The sequence below is a fragment of the Flavobacterium lipolyticum genome (assembly GCF_020905335.1).
Taxonomy (GTDB): domain Bacteria; phylum Bacteroidota; class Bacteroidia; order Flavobacteriales; family Flavobacteriaceae; genus Flavobacterium; species Flavobacterium lipolyticum.
Window position 1 is genome coordinate 2,290,025 of sequence record NZ_JAJJMN010000001.1, and the last position, 20,943, is coordinate 2,310,967.

Genomic DNA, 20,943 nt, shown 5'->3' on the forward strand with positions numbered 1-20,943 from the left:
AAGCTTTTTTTGTTTCAAGTTAATTCTATGATAAATCTGCTTTATGAATAAATTTAAGCTCTCCCTAGTAGTTTTGTTTTTAATCTCATTTAAGTGTTTTGCCTGCTTGAATGGTGAAACGAAAACATTAAAAAACGGATATTTAATTTACATTGATTATAAAGGAATTGTTCCTCATGGTCATAATTTTGACGCAGGAGTTTCTTCCCAGTTGCTTTTTGAACTGGATAGTATTTATAAAAAGACAAAGGATATAGATTATTTGTCTGATAAAGGGTATGTTTTAATTGTTTTAAAAAAGTATGAGGAAGCATTAAAATTATATCTAAGTATTGAAAAGATTAAGCCAAATCGATATTCTACAGCATCGAATCTTGGAACGCTTTACGAATTAATGGGAGAAAATGAGAAAGCTTATGATTGGATTAAGAAGTCAATTCAGATTAATTCCGAATCTCATGAAGGATCAGAATGGATACATTTGAAAATATTAGAGACTAAGATTAAGAATTTAAACAATGTTTCGGGGGAATTTTTAATAGGTACAAGTTTTGGTACAGATGAAATCCCTAAAAGTAATTTGTCAAAATCTGAATTAGAGAGATTAAGTAAATCTATTTATTATCAGTTGAATGAACGAATAACCTTTCTAAAACCAAAGGACAGAATAATTTCGATCTTGCTTTTCGAATTGGCTAATATTGTCAAAATAATTGAGAAGAATAAAACAGCAATTGAAATATATGAACAAGCAAAAGAGTATGGATTAGATGATGAATTGATTAATAAAAGGCTGCAATATTGCTACAAATTCGAGATTGATTATTGTGAGGATCGAAATTTAAGACTTTATGATGCAAATCATGATTTAAGAGATAAAATGAATGGGATCGATAGAGATTATGTAAATCAAATCGAAATACTGTTAATTATTCTATCAATTGTTTTGGCAATTTTAATAATTGCTTTGGCCGTTTTTTATACTAAATGGAAGAGTTTAAGAGATTACATTTTTCTGAATGATTCAAAAACGGATGCTTAGTTCTGACTCTCCGTTTTTAGCTTTTTGAACATCTCATTTTTGGCATACATGAAATCCATTGTAATTAGAATGTTGCTGTTTTCCAAAAGGTTTTTAGATCTGGGATCAGCATCACAAAATTCAATAAACAGCTCTTTCTCTTCTGGTTTTAAGTTTAAATTTTTGATAAAAAAATCATCGGGAATTGATGCTGCTACGAGTTTTTTGAAATCAGTTTTCGGAGTTTTAGTTTTGACAGGTTTATCATCTTCTGTTTTAAATAAACTAACTAAATCTTTGCCAAGTCTTGCAAAATCAGTCCCGTTTGTAATAGTTCCGTTGTAAACACCAGTATATTTTTCTAAAGAGCCAGCATCTTTTGCCAATTTTATATCGTCTATATTTTGCTGAGAGGTTTTTACCCGGTCAAATTTGATATTGGTAATAACGACTTCGTTTAATTCTTCCGGTTTTATAATCATATTTACGGTGATGTTGTTCTGATCGATGTGTTCTTGGGTTATTTTTAGCCTGGTGAAAAAATAATCTTTGGAAAAAAACAGTAAACTATCCCGGCTTTTGACTAAAATTGAAAACTCTCCCAAATTATTGGTCCTCGTACTTGTTTGGCCTGTTTTGTTAATGACTTCTACTTTATTTAGCGGATTGTTATTGGACATCACTTTTCCATGAAGTACTTTTTCTGATTGTGAAACAGAGAGCTGATAGGTGAAAAAGGAAATGGTGGTAAGTAGTTTTACTTTCATTTGAGACGTTTTGTAATCTTTTTTAATTTTTAGGGTCTGTTTTCAGTTTCTGGAATTCGATATTTTTGATATATAGAAAATCCATTGTGGTCAGTATATTTGGATCTTGTAAAAGCATTTTAGATTTCGGATCAACATCGCAGAATTTAATGAAAATTTCTTTTTCTTCAGGTTTTAGCTTTAAATCGTTGGTAAAAAATCCGGGAGGACAGGAAGCAGCGACCAGTTTTTTAAAGCGCTCGTCATTTTCAATCTTTTTCTTTTTCTTAGTTGGAAGGGCTATATTGTAGTTAAGCGCATTTTTGATTCTTCCGTCATTAATATTCAGGTAGCGTTGAATTAAGTCATTGGCCTGTTTGTCGTTTTTGACTTGGTTTGCAGCTTCTACACTATAAGTGATTTTGGGAAGTTTGTTGTTTATGATAACAATATTATCTAATTCTTCGGTTATTGGGATCATGTTAATAATGATCATATTGCTTTCTATTTCTTTGGCAGTAAGCTTTATTCTTTTGAACAAAAAGTTTTTAGAGAAAAAAATAAGGCTGTCTTGGGCTTTTGCAAGTATGGAAAACTCTCCTAAATGATTTGTTGTTGTACTGGTTTGTGCAGTTTTATTGATTACTTCTATATTTTTAAGTAAGATTGTTTCGGATTGTACTTTTCCTTTTAGAAGTTTTTCAGTTTGAGAAATAGAAAGTTGATAAGTGAAAAAAGAAATTGTGGTAAGTAGTTTTACTTTCATTTAATGGTATTTAGTTGAAAGTAAAATTATTAGAATAGTCTTAACGAAAACTTAGTAAATATGTAAAATCTTGTTAATTGATTAATGGCAGTTTTCAGTCCCAGTCTCAGTTTGCAGTCTCAGTTTTCAGTTTTCAGTCTCAGATTAACTGTGACTGCAAACTGCGACTGTACACTATTTTAAATAGCATTCGCCAAAATAAACCCGCTTGTCCAGGCATTTTGAAAATTAAATCCTCCTGTAATGGCATCAATATTAACAATTTCGCCAGCAAAATAGAGGTTTTCATGTAGTTTGCTTTCCATGGTTTTGAAGTTGATTTCTTTTAAATCGATTCCACCTGCTGTAACAAATTCTTCTTTAAAAGTACTTTTTCCGTTGACCTGAAATGTTGCTTTCGTAAGTTGTGAAGCGAGCTGTTGCAATTGATTTTTAGACAAATCGGCCCATTTGGTTTCGGTGTCAATGCCTGAAGCCAGAACTAAACTTTCCCATAAACGATTTGGAAAATCGAAAGGAGATTTTTTCGAGACGGTTTTTTTGGCATGCTCCTGTTTTAGATCTTTTAGTATTTTTTCAGCATCTTCGGTGTCAACATCATTTAACCAATTAACGTAAATAGTAAACTGATAGTTTTTGTTGTGAAGAATTCTGGCGCCCCAGGCAGACAGTTTCAGAACCGCGGGACCGCTCATTCCCCAATGTGTGATTAACAAAGGTCCCGTCGACTCGAGTTTGGTATCTTTTACGGTTACAGTGACTTGTGCTGCAACTCCGGGTAATTCTTTGATTCTAGGGTCTTTGATGTTGAAAGTAAACAAGGAGGGAACCGGACTTACAATTGCATGTCCTTGTGTTTGCAGCATTTCCCAGATTTTAGGATTGCTTCCGGTAGCCATTACTAATTTTTCGGCAGCGAAATTTTCATTTTGGGTATCAATTTTCCAACAATCTTCTTTTTTAAAAATCGATTGTACGCTTTGCCCCGTGAGTACCTTTATGCCTAGTTTTTCGGTTGCTTTTAAGAAACAATCGATAATGGTTTGTGAGGAATTGGAAACAGGAAACATTCTGCCATCTTCTTCGATTTTAAGCTCAACACCATGTTTTTCGAACCATTCGATGGTATCTCCCGAACAAAACTGATGAAAAGGACCGCGAAGTTCTTTTTCGCCACGCGGATAAAATTTAACCAATTCATTGGGTTCAAAGCAGGCATGCGTTACGTTACATCTTCCCCCACCTGAAACACGAACTTTAGAAAGTACTTCTTTTCCTCGTTCTAAAATGGCAATTTTTAGTTTAGGATTTTTCTCTGCAATATTAATCGCTGTGAAAAAACCTGCAGCACCTCCGCCAACGATGATTATGTCGAAATTTTGAGTCATATTTTTTTATTTGTCACGAATTCGCGAATTATTTTTTTTAATCTCAAAGAATAAAAATTCGTGAATGCGTGGCTATTTTTTAACTTATATTTTATCCGGACAATCAGAGATTATTCCATCTACTTTATAACTTTTTACTTTTTGAATGTCTTCTTCCGTATTAACGGTCCAGGGCAGAACGAGAAATCCTTTTTGCTGTATTTTGCTTACATTTTCCGAAGTCAATAAATGAAAATCAGGATGGATGGCTTTTGCTTTTATGGTTTCGGCGAAAGCCAAAGCAGTATCAGGATCTTCTTCTGTTAAAACACCAATCGGAATTTTTTGATTTAAATTGGATGTTTCCTGTAGCATATTCCAATCGAAACTTGAAACAATAAAATGATTGTAGTTCCAGTTTTTTTCTGAGATATAATGTTCAATTAATGTGACAACTTTTTTGGGAGTTCCTAAACCTTTTAATTCGATATTGATCAGACATTTTTTGTCAACTAAATCAAAAACCTCATTTAAAGTAGGGATTTGATACTTCTCATCAATCAGAAACGATTTTAAATCACCTAAAGAAAAAGTATTAACAAAACCTTTTCCGTTAGTTGTTCTGTCTATCGTTTCATCGTGCATTACAATTATATGATCGTCAGCACTAAGGTGAACGTCAAGTTCAATTCCGTCTGAATTTAGGTCTAAGGCTTTCTGAAAAGCTTGTAAAGTATTTTCAGGTTCGTATGCTTTTGCACCTCTATGAGCTATTTTTAGCATTTTGTTCATTTCGTGAAGGTTCAGAGGTGCAAAGGTACAAAGGTGCAAAGGAAAAATAATAGCCACAGATTAAAGGATTAGAATGATTTTAAAAAATCTGGATAATCCTTTAATCTGTGGCTAAAAAACTTTGTGAATCTTTGCGGTAAATGCAGTATTTTTTCTAACCGCAAAGGGCGCAAAGTTTTGGGCAAGGTGGACAAGGAATTTACTAAAAATTAAATAGCCACGAATTCACGAATTTTTGTTCTCAAAGATTATCAAAAATAATTCGTGAATTCGTGGCAGAAAAACTTTGTTGCAATAAAATATCTATTCCAATTCTAAAACCAAAGCGGATTTTGGTTCCAAAGTAATTTCAGACGTTAAATTGAATGTTTTTCCTGTAATTACGTCTTTACCTGTTTTAAAAGTTTTGATGTTTTCTTTAAAGCGATTGGTTTTTATAGCTTGCTCTTTTGCATTGTTATTGAAAACAACCATTACCGTTTTAGCATCTGTATATCTGAAATACACATAGGTATTGTTTTCCGGAATGTAATGTGTCATCTTTCCAAAATGAACGGCTTCGTTTGATTTTCTCCAGTTGAATAATTTAGAGGTAAAATCAAAGTAAGCAGCCTGTTCAGCTGTTCTGCCTTCTTTGGTGAAAGCATTGTTTTTATCGCCAGCCCATCCACCCGGGAAATCCTGACGAATATCGGCGTCGCCTTTGCTTTTGTCACCGCCCATTCCAATTTCGGAACCGTAATAGACTTGTGGAATTCCACGTACGGTAGCCAATAAAGTCATTGTTAGTTTGTATTTTGCTAAATCATATTTAAAATTATGATTGATACGGTCTGTGTCATGATTTTCGGCAAAAACTAAAATATTATTGGTGTCTGGGTACAAATAATCCATTGCAAAATTGTTGTAGAATTTAATCAATCCATTATCCTTGCTTGGTTCATTTTCGTTGAAAGCCAGGCTAATCTGGCTTTGAAGCGTAAAATCCATCACACTTGGTAAATTGGAATTGTAATTTTCGATCGCTCCAATTTTACTGTCTTTTTGCCAATAAGCTAAGTTCGCCTGATTGTGCATCCATATTTCTCCAACGATATTGAAATTAGGATATTCGTTCGTCACTGCTTTTGCCCAATTGGCCATTGCGGTTTGATCAGAGTAATTGTAAGTGTCAACTCTTAATCCGTCAAGATTGGCATATTCAATCCACCAGATCGCATTTTGAGTCAGGTATTTGGCGACAAGAGGATTTCTTAAGTTCAGGTCGGGCATTGAAGGTACAAACCAGCCATCGATACATACTTCCTTATCTATTTTTGAAGCGTGAATATCGGTAATCACTTCACGTCTGTGGTGCGTTTGTGTAAAAGTTTCGAATTGATTGAACCAGGTTTTGGTTGGAATATCTTTCATCATCCAATGCGTAATCCCCCAGTGATTGGTCACATAATCCATTACCAGTTTCATGTTTCTTTTGTGCATTTCTGCAGATAAACGGGCGTAATCTTCATTAGTTCCGTAACGCGGATCTATTTTGTAAACGTCAGATTGTGCATAAGTATGGTACGAGTGCTGTTTGTCGTTGTCTTCGCAAAGGGGTGTGCTCCAGATAGTAGTTGCACCAAGAGACGAAATATAATCCAGGTTTTTAATGATTCCTTCGATGTCTCCGCCATGACGGCCACTTGGATCCTGACGGTTCCCTTTTTCGGTTAAAGCGGCATTGCTGTCGTTTTTTGGGTTTCCGTTGGCAAAACGATCCGGCATGATAAGATACATTACATCTGATGCATCGTAACTTTTTCGATCTGCCGAGTTGGTTCGTCTTTCTTTAAGGGTGTATTTTTGCGTAAAAGCGACTTTGTTTTTGGTTTTGAAGGAGAAAACCAATTCTGAAGCTTTTAGGTTTTGTGTATCGATGGTCACAAAAAGATAGTTCGGATTTTCTGTTTTTTCTACGCTTTTAATCACAGCATTGTTGGAAACAGAAGTTTCGTATTGTGAAATGTCTTTTCCGTAGAACATAATCTGCAATTCCGGATTTTTCATGCCGGCATACCAAAATGGAGGTTCTGTTTTTTGGATTTGTGCTTGCGCGGAAGCGGAAAACAACAAAATTATTAGAACTAATTTATATATGGGTGATGTTTTTTTGTTTTTCATAGTAATAGGTAGTTATTCTTAGTGTGAGTTCGAGCGATTTTCAGTATCCGCTCGATGAGACAATTCGTTCGACGAGACAACTAGCTCGATGTCACATCGAGCGGAGTCGAGATGAGACAATTCGCTCGAGGAGACAACTATCTCGATGTCACATCGAGCGGAGTCGAGATGAGACAATTCGTTCGAGGAGACAACTATCTCGATGTCACATCGAGCGGAGTCGATATGAGACAATTCGTTCGACGAGACAACTATCTCGATGTCACATCGAGCGGAGTCGAGATGAGACAATTCGTTCGATGTAACAAAAAGATGTTGATTAAAAAAAAAGACAAGTAATTCTGGGGGAAATCACTTGACTTTAAAAATTACTTCGTTTCGATAATGCTGATCGCATAACCGCCGCCAGGAGCAGACAACTGAGATAATTTTGATTTATTGGTCACCGCAATTTTCTTGATGGTGTAAGCTTGTGGGTTGGTTTTGTAATGCGCCTCTTTTGCATCAGCATAAATTGTTGCTGTGTATTTTTTTCCTTTTTCAAGAAAACTGAAATCAATGTTTGAGGTACGGGCAGTTTCTCCGTTTACGTTTCCAACGAACCAGTTATTGGTTCCTTTTGCTTTACGGGCAACCGTGATAAAATCACCCGGCTCAGCTTCGATATATTTACTTTCAGACCAGTCTACGGCCACATCTTTAATGAATTGAAAGGCATCCGGAAAACGGTTGTAGTTTTCAGGAGTATCAGCAGCCATTTGCAACGGGCTGTACATGGTAACGTATAATGCCAATTGGTTTGCCAGTGTACTGTTTACATGCGATTTGTTATCCGGATTCATTTTACTGATATCCATTTCGAAGATTCCCGGAGTGTAATCCATTGGGCCTCCAATCAAACGTGTAAATGGTAAAACGGTTACGTGGTTTGGTTTAGAACCTCCAAAAGCCTGGTATTCTGTTCCTCTTGCCGCTTCATTTCCAATTAAGTTCGGGTAGGTTCTGCAAATTCCGGTTGGACGAACGGCTTCGTGAGCATTCACCATAATTTTATAATCGGCTGCTTTTTCAATGGCATATTGGTAGTGGTTTACAATCCACTGGTCGTAATGGTTTTCACCACGAGGCAGGATGTCTCCAACATAACCGCTTTTTACAGCATCGTATCCGTTGTCTTTCATGAACTGGTAGGCCTTGTCCATATGGCGCTCGTAATTACGAACTGAACCTGACGTTTCATGGTGCATGATGATTTTCACTCCTTTTGATTTTGCGTATTGCTGTAAACCTTTTACGTCAAAATCAGGGTAAGGTGTTACAAAATCAAAAACATAATCTTTAGAGTGTCCAAACCAGTCTTCCCAGCCCTCGTTCCATCCTTCAACCAAAACAGCATCGAAGCCATTTGCAGCAGCAAAATCAATGTATTTTTTTACATTAGCATTATTCGCTCCGTGTGTTCCGTTTGGTTTTGCTTTTGAGAAATCAGAAACACCCAATTGTACGGTTGGAAAATCATTGGTGTACGACCAAGAACTTTTCCCTGTAATCATCTCCCACCAAACCCCAATATATTTTACAGGTTTAATCCAAGAAGTATCATCAATTTTTGACGGATCGTTTAAGTTTAAAGTCATTTTTGAAGCCAAGATTTCTCTCGCATCATCGCTTACCATAATCGTTCTCCAAGGTGAATGACTTGGTGCCTGCATGTATCCTTTGTTTCCTTTTGCATCCGGTGTTAACCACGATTGAAAAATCATGTTTTTATCATCTAAATTCAGGTGCATGCAAGAATAGTTAATCAAAGCGGCTTCATGTAAGTTAATGTAAATACCATCAGCTGTTTTTAGCATCAAAGAAGTCTGCACTCCTGTTGGAGAAAAAGATTTCTGTGATACGTTGGCAGTATATGCTTTTTGAGATAAACCTCTGATTTCAGATAATTTCGATTTGGTGTAATCGTATTCCTGAGTGTCATAATCTCCCGGAATCCAGAATGCAGTATGGTCGCCCGCCATTGCAAATTGGGTTCTTTCTTCCTTAATTACAAAATAGGTAAGGTTTTTTTGAGTCGGGAACTCATATCGAAATCCTAAACCGTCATCAAACAAACGGAAACGGATTACGATTTGTCTTTCTGTTCCTTTTTGATTTAAAGTTACAGCCAGTTCATTGTAATGGTTTCTGATCTGATCTACTTCTCCCCAAACCGGTTTCCAGTTTTCGTCAAAAGTGCTTGTTTTGGTATCAACAACTGTAAAATCATTCAGTAAAGATTTTTTATCATCTTTTAGTTCAAGACCTAATTTACTGGTTTTTACAACCTCTTTGTTTTTGTATTTCAGATTGTAAACTGGAGTTCCGTCGTTTTGAAGCAAAAACTCCATTACGAACTTTCCTTCGGGTGATTTTAATTGTTGTGCTTTTGCTATTGAACTGAAAGCAAACAGGATTAAACTTGCGAAAAATAAGTTTTTCATGTTGTTAAGTTTTTAAGTGTGTTGTATTAATTGGTTTGAAACAATTTTTCTGCGGTTACCGGATCTCCATTAACTACAAGGGTTAAATCCTGATCACCGTCTACCGTAAAAGTTGTTCCATTATGATTTACAGCTACTTTTAAAATTTGATTTCTGAAATTAATTTTAAAAGAATAACCGTTCCATTCTTTTGGGATTTTTGGCGAAAAATGAAGCTGATCGTTTTTCACACGCATTCCGCCAAAACCTTCCACGATACTCATCCATGTTCCGGCCATTGAGGTAATATGACAGCCTTCTTCAACTTCTTTGTTATAATCATCGAGATCCAAGCGGGAGGTTCTTAAATAGAAGGTATAGGCCATGTCCATTTTGTCTAAAACAGCAGCCTGAATAGAGTGAACACAAGGCGACAGCGAGCTTTCATGAACCGTAAAGGATTCGTAGAACTCAAAATTACGTTTTAATTCTTCTTTAGAAAAATGATCTTCGAAGAAATAAAAACACTGTAAAACATCGGCTTGTTTGATATATGGCGAGCGCAATACACGATCCCAGGACCACTTTTGATTAATAGGACGCTGAGAACGGTCTAAGTCTTTTACCGGAATTAATTCTTTGTCTAAGAATCCGTCTTGCTGCAAGTAGATGCCTAATTCTTCTGAAGTTGGGAAATACATGTTACCGGCGACTTTTTTCCATTCCAGAATTTCAGCAGAAGAAAGAGCTACTTTTTCCATAATTCTCTGATGATCTGCAGGATATTCGGCAGCCACTTTGTTAATTTGTTCTTCGGCATAATCAATACACCATTTTGCAATATAATTGGTGTAGAAATTATTGTTGATATTGTTTTCGTATTCGTTTGGACCTGTAACTCCCAGAATCACATATTGATTTTTGGCTTTAGAGAAAGAAGCTCTTTGGTGCCAAAAACGCGCAATTCCAATGAGTACTTCTAAACCTTTTTCAGGAATATAAGAGTAGTCTCCGGTAAAACGGTGGTAATTGTAAATGGCAAAAGCAATAGCTCCGTTTCTGTGGATTTCCTCGTGTGTGATTTCCCATTCGTTGTGACATTCTTCGCCATTCATGGTTACCATTGGATACAAAGCGGCACCGTTTTTAAAACCTAAATTGTCTTTGGCGTTTTCAATTGCTTTGTCCAATTGGTTGAAACGGTAGGTCAACAAATTGCGGGCAACCTGCTGATCTTTCGTGGCCATGTAAAACGGAATGCAATAAGCCTCAGTATCCCAATAGGTAGATCCGCCATATTTTTCTCCGGTGAAACCTTTTGGTCCGATATTCAAACGGCTGTCTTTCCCTAAGTAAGTCTGATTTAACTGAAAAATATTAAAACGGATTCCCTGTTGTGCTTTTACGTCTCCGTCAATGGTAATGTCTGACATTTCCCAGATTTTACTCCAGGCCTCAATTTGATTCTGAAGTAAAGTGTCATAACCAAGAGCAACGGCAGTTTTAATACATTTTTCGGCTGCAGTCAGTGTGTTTTCATGGTTCAAAGAAACGGTATAACCACCAATTTTTTGGATTGATGAGGTTTGTCCTTTTGCGATAATGGTACCGTAAGTAAACTGAATTTTATCGGCAGTTGAATCGATTGTTGACGGCGAAATGTTTACATTTTCTCCGTTGGCAAAAATCGTATTGTGCATAAAAGTGGTTACTTTAAAATGCGTTTTAAAAGTCTGCGCCGTTACAAAAGCTTCATTTGCTCCTTTTTTAACTTCAAGAGGTTCCCAGAATTTTTCGTCCCAGTTGGCATCTTCATTGGTAACTCCTGCATCGATATAAGGTTTGTAAACAATTTTGGCATCTTTGTTTAAAGGGGTGATCTCGTATTTGATGATTCCGGTTTCATCCAGATCTAAAGAAAGAAAACGACGAATGTTTACGGCAATTTCGGTTCCGTTTTTTAAAGTCGCTTCAAAAGAACGATTGTACCAGCCTTCTTTCATGTTCAATTCTCTGCGAAAATTTTTCACAGCAGTACAATGGTGCAAATCCAGGTTTTCTTCGTTGATCTGAATGTCAATTCCAATCCAGTTTGGAGCGTTTAATACTTTGGCGAAGTATTTAGGGTATCCGTTTTTCCACCAGCCTACTTTAGTTTTGTCCGGATAATAGATTCCGGCAATGTAGCTTCCCTGAAAAGTTTCACCCGAATAAGTTTCTTCAAAATTGGCGCGTTGTCCCATAGCACCGTTTCCGATGCTAAAAAGACTTTCTGATGATTTTACTCTCTCAGCGTCAAAGCCTTCTTCGATGATGGACCAATTGTCTGGTTTAATGTAATCTTGATTCATTTTTTTCTTAATTAGATAATTGGGCAATTAGATAATTAGATAAGATGTCAATTAGGGAATTAGATCTTTTTTTGACTGCAATATTTAATTTTTATACGTCTAATGGCCAATTAATTACTGTTTTAGTTTTTGATTGATGATTTTCTTAAATTCAATTGAAGGTCAATTAGATAATGTTGCTACTATTATCTAATTGACGAATTATCTTATTTCCGAATTAATGATTCGATAAAAGGAGTATCCATTGAGTTAAAATCCTCAAAGATATAGTGTGCTTCGTGCAGAATTGTTTTGGAACCGATTCCGATACTGGTCATTTTTCCAATATTGGCGGCCTGAACTCCGGCAACTGAATCTTCAAAAACAAAGGAGTTTTCAGGGCTAACCTGTAACAGTTGAGCCGCTTTTAGGAAAACTTCAGGGTCCGGTTTGGCATTGGTAACGTCGTTTCCGTCTACAATAACATCGAAGTACGAAAGTATTCCGGTTTTCTCCAGAATCGGGCGTGCATTTTTACTGGCAGAACCCAATGCAATTCCCTGATTTTGTTCTTTTAAGAATTGAAGAATATTAAAAACTCCGGGAAGAATTTCGCTCTCGTCCATGTCAACCAGATAAGATAAATAGTCTTCGTTTTTCTGAATGAGCCATTTGTCTATGTCTTCCTGAGAAGCGGGAACGTTCCCTAATTCAAGAATTATGTCTAGCGAACGCACGCGGCTTACTCCTTTAAGTAATTCGTTGTGTTCGTGTGTAAAGTTTATGTTTAACGCCTTTGCAATTTTCTGCCAGGCTAAAAAGTGGTATTTAGCGGTATCAACGATCACTCCATCAAGATCGAAGATGAATGCTTTTTTATTATTCATGAATTTCAATTTTAGTTCTGCTATTTACTCTAAGGGTAAGTAATCCGGCAAATATCATAGATACACCTCCAATAATTAAGGCGTAGATAGGTTCGTTGTGAAAGAATTGTTTGATGACAAATCCTAAGATTGTGGCAGCCACAATTTGTGGTATTACTACGAAGAAGTTGAAAACTCCCATATAATACCCCATTTTTGCTGCGGGTAAGGCTCCGGATAGCATGGCATAAGGCATTGACAGTATACTTGCCCACGCGATACCCACTCCCAACATTGGAAGAATGAGCATTTGTTTGTCGCCAATAAAATAAATCGAAATTAAACCAACACCTCCGGCACATAAGGCCAGTAAATGTGTTGCTCTAACGCCTACTTTTTTTGCAATAACCGGCAATAAAAAAGCAACTGCTGCCGCTACTCCGTTGTAAACTGTGAACAAAACTGAAACCCAGTCGGCGGCATCATTGTAAATTTTAGAAGTAGTGTCTGTAGTACCAAAAATATGTTGTGTAACGGCTTGTGTCGTATAAATCCACATCGAGAATAAGGCAAACCAGGAGAAGAACTGCACCCAGGCCAGTTTTTTCATCGTGACAGGCATGTTCAAAAGATCGGTCATGATGATCGTAAAACCATTGTGAACCTTTGAAGTTCTTAATTGTGAAGCAATCATGAATAAAATACCCATGAAAACCAAGCCAACAAACAGAATGTAAAGTTCTTTAGCCAAACTGTTCTCGAAAATTAAAAAGGAAACCAGAGCTCCAACTACCGCCAATACTAACCCTAAAAAGAATTGTCTTTTGATGTTACTTTCAGATTCTGTTTCCGGATTGAGGATAAGACCTTCTTTGTCTTTTTTGCTTTGAAGTTCAAAAGCATGAAGTTCCTCAGGAGTGTATTCAGTTGTTTTAAAAACAGTCCATAAAACAGAAAGCAGGAAAACAATTCCGCCAATATAAAAGGACCATTTAACAGAATCCGGTATAATTCCTTCCGGAGCCGTATTGCTTACGTCGAAAAAATTAGTAAAAAGATAGGGTAAAACCGAACCTACAACCGCACCGGTTCCGATAAAGAAACTTTGCATGGCAAAACCTAGAGTACGCTGCTTTTCAGGCAAATTATCTCCAACAAAAGCACGAAAAGGTTCCATTGAAACATTTATCGATGCGTCCATGATCCATAAAGTACCGGCAGCTATCCATAAAGTTGGAGAGTTGGGCATGATGAATAAGGCAACAGAAGACAAGATGGCCCCAATTAGAAAATAGGGACGGCGTCTGCCTAAACGAGTCCAGGTTCTATCGCTAAAATAACCAATTACGGGTTGGATAATTAATCCTGAAACCGGAGCCGCAATCCATAAAATTGGAATTTCGTCAATTTTGGCACCCAGAGTTTCAAAAATTCTTGAAGTATTTGCATTTTGCAGTGCAAAACCAAACTGTATTCCCAAGAAACCGAAACTCATGTTCCAAATTTCCCAGAAACTTAATTTACGCTTTTCCATTATCGTAATTAAAGAATTAATTAGACGATAAGCGCTTTGCTTATCAAAACTTACTTATTATTTTCGAAGTAAAAGTAAAAGCTTTGAGCAGGCGTAAAAGTATTAATTATTTTTTTAAATACACTAACAAAAAAGTCATAAATGTTGTTTGTGACTTTAGAAAATATTGATTTTTAGGTTTTTAGTCAGTAGATTCTCTTTTTATCAAATGGGTTTCAATAACTTCTGTGGTGTAATTTTCGTTTTCTTCGTCATCGTCCTCATGTTCCGCTTCGAGTCTTTCGATCAGCATTTTAGCGGCTTTATTTCCCATTTTTTCACCACTCTGGCTTACGGTTGTGATGCTTGGAGTAGAGTATTTAGAAATAATCCCGTCAGTAAAGGCGATTACAGCGATATCTTCGGGAACTTTGAGGCCCATTTTGCTTGCGGTTTTGATAATGGTTACCGCAAAAAGCTCATTTACGGCAAAAACAGCATCAAACGCGCGGTCATGTAAAAGCTGGCTGATAGTGATTTCACAGGTGTCAACATCTTCAATTTTGATGATTAAATCTTCATTAAAAGGCAATCCATTGTCGAGAAGTGCTTTTTCGTAACCGTCGGTTCTGAGTTTACCCACACTTACGTAATCAACGGTAGTGACCAGAGCGATTTTTTTGCGGCCGTTGTCAATCAGACTCTGAACGGCTTCATAAGCAGCTGCTTTGTCATCAATAATGACTTTATCGCACAAAATGTCATTGGTGACACGGTCGAACATGACCACCGGCATTCCCTGATTGATAACCTCGGTAATGTGGTGGAAATCACCTTTGTATTGTGTTTCTTTAGAGAGCGACATGATAAAACCATCGATACTTCCGTTGGCTAACATTTCCATATTCAGCACTTCTTTATCGAACGAATCGTCAGACAAACAGATTACAACACTGTAGCCATTTTCATTGGCTACCTGTTCAATTCCGTTGATCACGGTAGAGAAAAAATGATGTACAATTTCCGGAATGATAATACCAATACTTTTGGTTTTTCGATTTTTTAAACTAAGGGCAATATTGTTGGGCTTGTAGTTGTAAAACTTTGCAAATGCCTGCACTTTTGCGCGCGTTTCTTCTCCTATTTCCTGACTGTCTCTTAGTGACTTTGAGACCGTTGAAATAGAGACGTCAAGTTCCTTTGCGATCTGCTTTAGGGTTATTTTACGTTTCATAGTTGTTATTTGAAAAAAATCTAATTGTTAATAAAGGTATCTTATATTTCTATAATCGACAATTTTTGACTTAAAAGATTACAAAAAAAAGAAAGTTTTCAACACTACCACGTTTTCGTAAACCAATAAAAAAGGCAAGCGGTTGGTCATGTTAATTAATTCCTAATTTTGAAATTCGAAGTAAAATTAAAAACTTAACTAACAATCAAAAACTCAAACTAAATTTAAACAAAAAGTATGAAAACAATTTACAAAAAGTTGTTATTTTTATTCCTCTTGTTACCGTTTACTGTGTTAGCTCAAAGCACTTTAACCGGATCAGTTGTCGATTCGGCAACGGGACAGCCAATCCCGGGAGTAAATGTAAATGTACAGGGTGCTCCAGGTGGAGCATCAACAGATTTTGACGGTAAATTTCAGTTATCTAATGTAAAAAATGGGGACAAAATTTTGGTTTCATTTATCGGATACAAAACGTCAACTGTAACTTATAATGGTCAAAAAACACTAAACGTTTCTTTAGAGGAAGATACCAATCAGCTTAAAGAAGTTGTGGTACAAGTAGGTTACGGTACCGTTAAGAAAAAGGATGCCACAGGTTCTGTATCTCAAATCTCGGCCAAAGAATTTAACAAAGGAATTAACGTAACTCCGGAGAGTTTAATCGGTGGACGTATCGCGGGTGTGAATGTTGTTGGAGGTGGTGCTCCGGGAGCTAAAGCGGATATCAGAATCCGTGGAGGATCTTCTTTAAGTGCCTCTAATGATCCGTTAATTATCTTAGACGGACTTCCTTTAAGTAATGCTGTACCAAGCGGTGCGACAAGTATTTTGTCTACCATAGATCCTAATGATATTGAGTCTTTTACGGTTCTTAAAGATGCGTCAGCGGCCGCTATCTACGGTTCACGTGCTGCAAATGGTGTAATTGTTATTACTACCAAAAAAGGAACAAAAGGCGGAGTGAAGGTTAATTTTAGCTCTCAGGTTGGGGTTAATACTGTCGCAAATACAGTAGATGTTTTAAGTGCGGATCAATTTCGAGCTGTAGTAAATGCAAAGGGAACACCACAGCAAATAGCGACATTAGGAAAAGCAAATACAAACTGGCAGGATGAAATCTTTCATACGGCTTTAACGACGAATAATAATATCTCGGTAAGCGGCGCTTTGTTCGATAAATTACCTGTACGTTTATCTGTTGGAAATGTAGATAATCCAGGAATCTTAAGAAACACTTCTTTTGAAAGAACTACGACATCGATATCGTTAAATCCGGTATTGTTTGACAAGCACTTAAAAATTGATATTAGCGGTAATATTGCATTTGCTAAAAATCATTTTCAGGATGAAGGTGGAGTAATTGGAAGTGCATTAGCTTTTGATCCTACACAATCTGTGTATCAGGAAGGTTCTCGTTATGGAGGTTATTTCGAATGGTTGGAGGCAAATGGTAACGTGCCTTTATTACCAGCCAGAAATCCTGTAGCCAGATTAAATCAGGAGGATAAAAGAGCTACTTCTACCAGAAAATGGGGAAATATTAGTGTAGATTATAAGTTTCATTTCTTTGAAGACTTGAGAATTATTGCTGAAGCCGGTATTGATAAATTTAGCAGCAACGGATATAATCAACAAAGTACACAAAGTATTCTGGGATATCAGCCAAATGCTTTTAGCAACGGGAACTGGATAAACTTAGGAAATTACAACTCCTATACAGATGATCTTCAAAATAAAAATTTAAACACCTATTTAAACTATACTAAAACTTTAGGGAAGTTTAAAATTGACGCTACTGCGGGATATAACTACCAGTTATTCCAAAAAGAAAAATATGAGTCAGGGGAAGTTAGACAGCCAACACCAAGAGAGGATGTTGCTACAGATCCGAATGTTAATCTGCAATCCTATTTTGGACGTTTGACTTTAAATTATGACAGCCGTTATTTATTGACCTTAAATTATAGAAGAGACGGAACTTCTCGTTTCTCTAAAGAGAACAGATGGGGTAATTTTGGAGGAGCAGCTTTTGCATGGAATGTTGCGGAAGAATCATTCTTAAAGGGAAATAGTACACTTTCAAGTCTAAAATTAAGAGTTGGGTATGGTACTACCGGGCAGCAAGACATTACATCTGCTTATGACTTTTTACCAAGAGTAACTTTAGGAACGATTAATTCTCAATACATTTTCGGAAATACGGTTTATCCAACAGCAAGACCGGAAGGATATAATACAGGTATCAAATGGGAAGAATTGGCCGAAACAAACATTGGTGTTGATTTTGGATTCCTTAATGACAGAATTACAGGTTCGGTAAACTATTTTGATAAAAAATCAAGCGATTTGTTAGCGGATGTTTTAGTTCCTGACGGAGCAAATTTAAGAAATCAGGGATTTAATAATATTGGAAGTTTTGAAACAAAAGGGGTTGAGTTTAGTATTCAGTCGGATGTCGTAAAAAATGATAATTTAACCTGGAATGTTGCTTTTAATGCTACTTATCTTCATCAGAAAATTACAGATTTAGGAAGTACAGTGCCTGGTTTCACCGGATATATTGTAGGAGATAATATCGCAGGAGGTTCTGGAAATAAAATTTTGATAAATTCAGTAGGATATGCTCCAAATTCATTCTTTGTTTATGAGCAATTGTATGATGCTAACAAAAGACCAATTGAAGGAGCTTATGCAGATAGAAACGGAGATGGAAAAATTGATGACGGAGACCGTTACAAATACCATAAACCGTCAGCAGATTACACTTTCGGTCTTTTTTCAACTTTAAATTACAAAAAGTTTGATTTTGCAATGAACTGGAGAGCCAGTTTAGGAAATTACATTTATGACAACGTAAGTTCAGATAAAGGATATTTATTAGCAGGATTGAGAAGACAGTCTGATTTGGGTAATATTAGTTCTGATTATAATAAGACCGGATTCACAACAAATAATAATTATTTATCAAATTATTTTGTAAAAGATGCCTCGTTTATAAAATTAGACAATGTAACGTTAGGGTATACTTTGGATAAAGCCTTGTTGAAATCTGTTTCTATGAGGTTTTCAGCAGGAGTACAGAATGTTTTTGTACTTACGAAATACGATGGTTTAGATCCTGAGAAATTCAACGGAATTGATAACAATGTGTATCCAAGAGCCCGTACTTTTATATTTGGTGTAAATGCTAATTTTTAAAAGAAAACTGATAAGTAAAATTTAAAAAACAAACAAAATGAAAATATCATTTAAATATATATCTTATTTTTTCCTATTTATTTTAGGATTAAATATGACGCTTACTTCGTGTACGGACGATTTAAACGTGACACCCAAGGATGATGATGAATTTCTTTCTGAAGCTTTCTACAAAGATCCGGCTTCATACAAACAGGTATTGGCGAAATTATATGCCGGATTGTATGTAGGAGGAAATGATGGTGATGGTGATGCAAACATACCGGGAAGAAATCCTGATATAGCAGGACTTGGTGGTGATTTTAGCAGTTATTTAAGGCTGCTTTTTGTAACACAGGAATTCCCTACTGATGAGGCAATTATCGCGTGGGCAGATGGTAATTTACCAAGCTTAAATGGACAGACCTGGTCGGCAGATAATGAGTTCTTGTACGGAACTTTCTCCAGAGCATTTTATCACATTAGTGTGGCCAATGAGTTTTTAAGACAAACTACAGATGATAAATTGACTGCCAGAGGAGTTGATGCTAATTTAAAAGCTCAAATAGCTGCATTTAGAGCAGAGACTCGTTTCTTAAGAGCTTTTTCATATTACAATCTAATGGACTTGTTCGGAAATGTGCCAATCACGACAGAGAATGACCCTGTAGGATTCTTTTATCCGGTACAAAAATCTAGAGCTGAAGTTTTTGCTTTTATCGAATCAGAGTTAAAAGATATCGATGCCAGTTTGGTAGCTTCTAAACAAAACGAATATGGAAGAGTAGATAAAACGGCAGCTAAGTTTTTATTAGCGCAAATTTATCTGAATTCAAAAGTTTATACAGGAACAGATAGAAATAATGAAGCAGCAACTGTATGTAAAGATATTATTGATAACTCACAATATACTTTTGCTAACATACCGTACAAAAATTTATTTGCTGCAGATAACAATAGAAACGGAGCTCAAAACGAATTTATTTTCCCTGTTGTAAGTGACGGGAATGCGATTAGAGCTACTGGTGGCGGAATGAGTTTTATACTTCATGCTTCTATAGGTGGTAATATGGATGCGGCTGCTCAGGGAATGAATGGTGGCTGGGCAGGAATTAGGACTCGTAGAGAATTTGTTGGTCTTTTTCCTGATGCAACTGCAACAGCTGATAAAAGAGGGACTTTTTATACTAAAGGACAAAATTTAGATATTGCCAGAGTTGACATTTTTACCGAAGGATATGCGGTTACTAAATATACAAACGTAAATTCTGACGGAACTGCAGCACAAAGAAATGATATTCCGGATACGGACTTTCCAATGTATAGATTATCGGACGTCTATTTAATGTATGCCGAAGCTACTGTAAGAGGAGCAAGTGCAGGTAACATCGGTACGGCTGTAGGATATGTGAATAAAATTAGAACCAGAGCAGGTGCCACAACAATTACGGCTCCTGATTTGACACTGGATTTTATCTTAAATGAAAGAGGAAGAGAGTTGTTTTGGGAATGTCACAGGAGAACCGATTTGATTCGTTTTGGAAAATTCACAGGAGGATCTAAAATTTGGCAGTGGAAAGGCGGAGTTATGAACGGAAGTGCTACAGATCCTTCCAGAGATTTAATGCCAATTCCTTTAAAAACGATTCAGGCAAATCCAACTTTAAAACAAAACCCAGGATACTAATTAACTATATAAAATTATAATCAAATGAAAAATATATATAAAATTTTAATCGCATTCGTTGGTGTATTAGCGGTATCGTGTAACGCAGATGATGTACAGGACAGACCTGTAATTGAAGCGGCAACTGCACCGGTTTTATTAACTCCAAAATCAGATTTTAGTATTGTGCTTCAGAATACAAATGCAGCAAATGCAGCAACAACATTTGTATGGGACGATGCTCAGTATAATGGAACTAAGACTGTTGTTACTTATAGTTTGGAAATGGCTGCTGCAGGAACTAACTTTAAAACTCCTACAGTAGTGGCTACGACAACCGATAAATTTAAAAGTTTTACGGTTGCAGACCTTAATACAGCTTGTTTAAATGCTGGTTTTGCTCCGTTTAAGGCAGCTCAGATTGATGTACGTGTTAAATCTTCTGTGGGAACAACAGGTTCAGTAAGTCAGGTTTCAAATTCCTATACAATTACAGCGACTCCTTATCCGGCTTGGCCAAATTGGGGGATTATTGGTTCTGCAACTCCTAACGGATGGAGTGACCCTGATACCAATTTAGATTATGATTTAAGTACTAAAAAATATTCTTATGTTGGACCATTAACAGTAGGTGAAATCAAATTTAGACTAGATGATTCATGGGGTACTAATTATGGAGATGATGGTAATGATTTGACATTAGATGCCGGAGGTGCTAATATTCCAATTACAGTAGCCGGAAATTATACTATTGTTATCGATTTTACTGCAAAAACTTATACTATCAAAAAGAACTAAGTTTTTTTATTATAACGGGGCTATCTACAATAAGATAGC

Annotated in this window: 14 protein-coding genes; 4 read left to right on the forward strand and 10 right to left on the reverse strand. The window is 36.4% G+C overall.

Translation table 11 applies throughout. The features are described from left to right. Positions 1–43: 43 nt before the first annotated feature. Positions 44–1,042, forward strand: a complete 999-nt coding sequence (locus LNQ34_RS10175; protein ID WP_229999545.1) for a tetratricopeptide repeat protein — start codon at positions 44–46, stop codon at positions 1,040–1,042. Here the strand turns inward: LNQ34_RS10175 and LNQ34_RS10180 are convergent. The 10 genes from LNQ34_RS10180 to LNQ34_RS10225 form a co-directional block, all read right to left on the reverse strand. Then, a complete protein-coding gene (locus LNQ34_RS10180) occupies positions 1,039–1,788 on the reverse strand; it encodes a hypothetical protein (protein WP_229999547.1) in 750 nt (249 codons plus the stop codon). The genes LNQ34_RS10175 and LNQ34_RS10180 overlap by 4 nt on opposite strands. Positions 1,789–1,810: 22 nt before the next feature. Continuing rightward, a complete protein-coding gene (locus LNQ34_RS10185) occupies positions 1,811–2,533 on the reverse strand; it encodes a hypothetical protein (RefSeq protein WP_229999549.1) in 723 nt (240 codons plus the stop codon). Between the two features lie 179 nt (positions 2,534–2,712). Next, positions 2,713–3,921, reverse strand: coding sequence for a BaiN/RdsA family NAD(P)/FAD-dependent oxidoreductase (locus LNQ34_RS10190; protein WP_202702874.1), 1,209 nt, complete (start codon positions 3,919–3,921; stop codon positions 2,713–2,715). Positions 3,922–4,005: 84 nt separating this feature from the next. After that, positions 4,006–4,692 carry a glycerophosphodiester phosphodiesterase gene (locus LNQ34_RS10195; RefSeq protein WP_229999550.1) on the reverse strand — a complete coding sequence of 229 codons (687 nt, stop codon included), beginning with the start codon at positions 4,690–4,692 and terminating at the stop codon, positions 4,006–4,008. 303 nt (positions 4,693–4,995) lie between these two features. Then, positions 4,996–6,855, reverse strand: coding sequence for a glycoside hydrolase family 13 protein (locus LNQ34_RS10200; protein ID WP_229999552.1), 1,860 nt, complete (start codon positions 6,853–6,855; stop codon positions 4,996–4,998). A gap of 368 nt (positions 6,856–7,223) precedes the next feature. Continuing rightward, positions 7,224–9,338: a glycoside hydrolase family 97 protein gene (locus tag LNQ34_RS10205; protein WP_202702877.1), complete on the reverse strand. Its 2,115-nt coding sequence runs from the start codon at positions 9,336–9,338 to the stop codon at positions 7,224–7,226. Positions 9,339–9,364: 26 nt separating this feature from the next. Continuing rightward, entirely contained in the window at positions 9,365–11,668 is a 2,304-nt protein-coding gene (locus tag LNQ34_RS10210) for a glycoside hydrolase family 65 protein (protein ID WP_202702878.1), read from the reverse strand. Between the two features lie 206 nt (positions 11,669–11,874). After that, positions 11,875–12,534 carry a beta-phosphoglucomutase gene (gene pgmB / locus LNQ34_RS10215; RefSeq protein ID WP_229999554.1) on the reverse strand — a complete coding sequence of 220 codons (660 nt, stop codon included), beginning with the start codon at positions 12,532–12,534 and terminating at the stop codon, positions 11,875–11,877. Then, positions 12,527–14,047, reverse strand: coding sequence for an MFS transporter (locus LNQ34_RS10220; protein WP_229999555.1), 1,521 nt, complete (start codon positions 14,045–14,047; stop codon positions 12,527–12,529). The genes pgmB and LNQ34_RS10220 overlap by 8 nt, the downstream gene beginning before the upstream one ends. 181 nt (positions 14,048–14,228) lie before the next feature. Next, positions 14,229–15,260 (reverse strand): LacI family DNA-binding transcriptional regulator, encoded by a 1,032-nt coding sequence (locus tag LNQ34_RS10225; protein ID WP_229999558.1) that lies wholly within the window; start codon positions 15,258–15,260, stop codon positions 14,229–14,231. A 237-nt stretch (positions 15,261–15,497) separates the two neighbouring features. Here LNQ34_RS10225 and LNQ34_RS10230 point away from each other — a divergent pair, with 237 nt between their 5' ends. Genes LNQ34_RS10230 through LNQ34_RS10240 form a run of 3 tightly spaced genes read left to right on the forward strand, consistent with a single transcriptional unit; the run spans position 15,498 to position 20,904 of the window. Beyond that, positions 15,498–18,461 carry a SusC/RagA family TonB-linked outer membrane protein gene (locus LNQ34_RS10230; RefSeq protein ID WP_229999560.1) on the forward strand — a complete coding sequence of 988 codons (2,964 nt, stop codon included), beginning with the start codon at positions 15,498–15,500 and terminating at the stop codon, positions 18,459–18,461. A 37-nt stretch (positions 18,462–18,498) separates the two neighbouring features. Continuing rightward, positions 18,499–20,127 carry a RagB/SusD family nutrient uptake outer membrane protein gene (locus LNQ34_RS10235; RefSeq protein ID WP_202702882.1) on the forward strand — a complete coding sequence of 543 codons (1,629 nt, stop codon included), beginning with the start codon at positions 18,499–18,501 and terminating at the stop codon, positions 20,125–20,127. A 24-nt stretch (positions 20,128–20,151) separates the two neighbouring features. Further along, the gene (locus LNQ34_RS10240) at positions 20,152–20,904 is read left to right on the forward strand and encodes a SusE domain-containing protein (RefSeq protein ID WP_229999561.1); all 753 of its coding nucleotides are present in this window, start codon (positions 20,152–20,154) and stop codon (positions 20,902–20,904) included. Positions 20,905–20,943 lie beyond the last annotated feature (39 nt).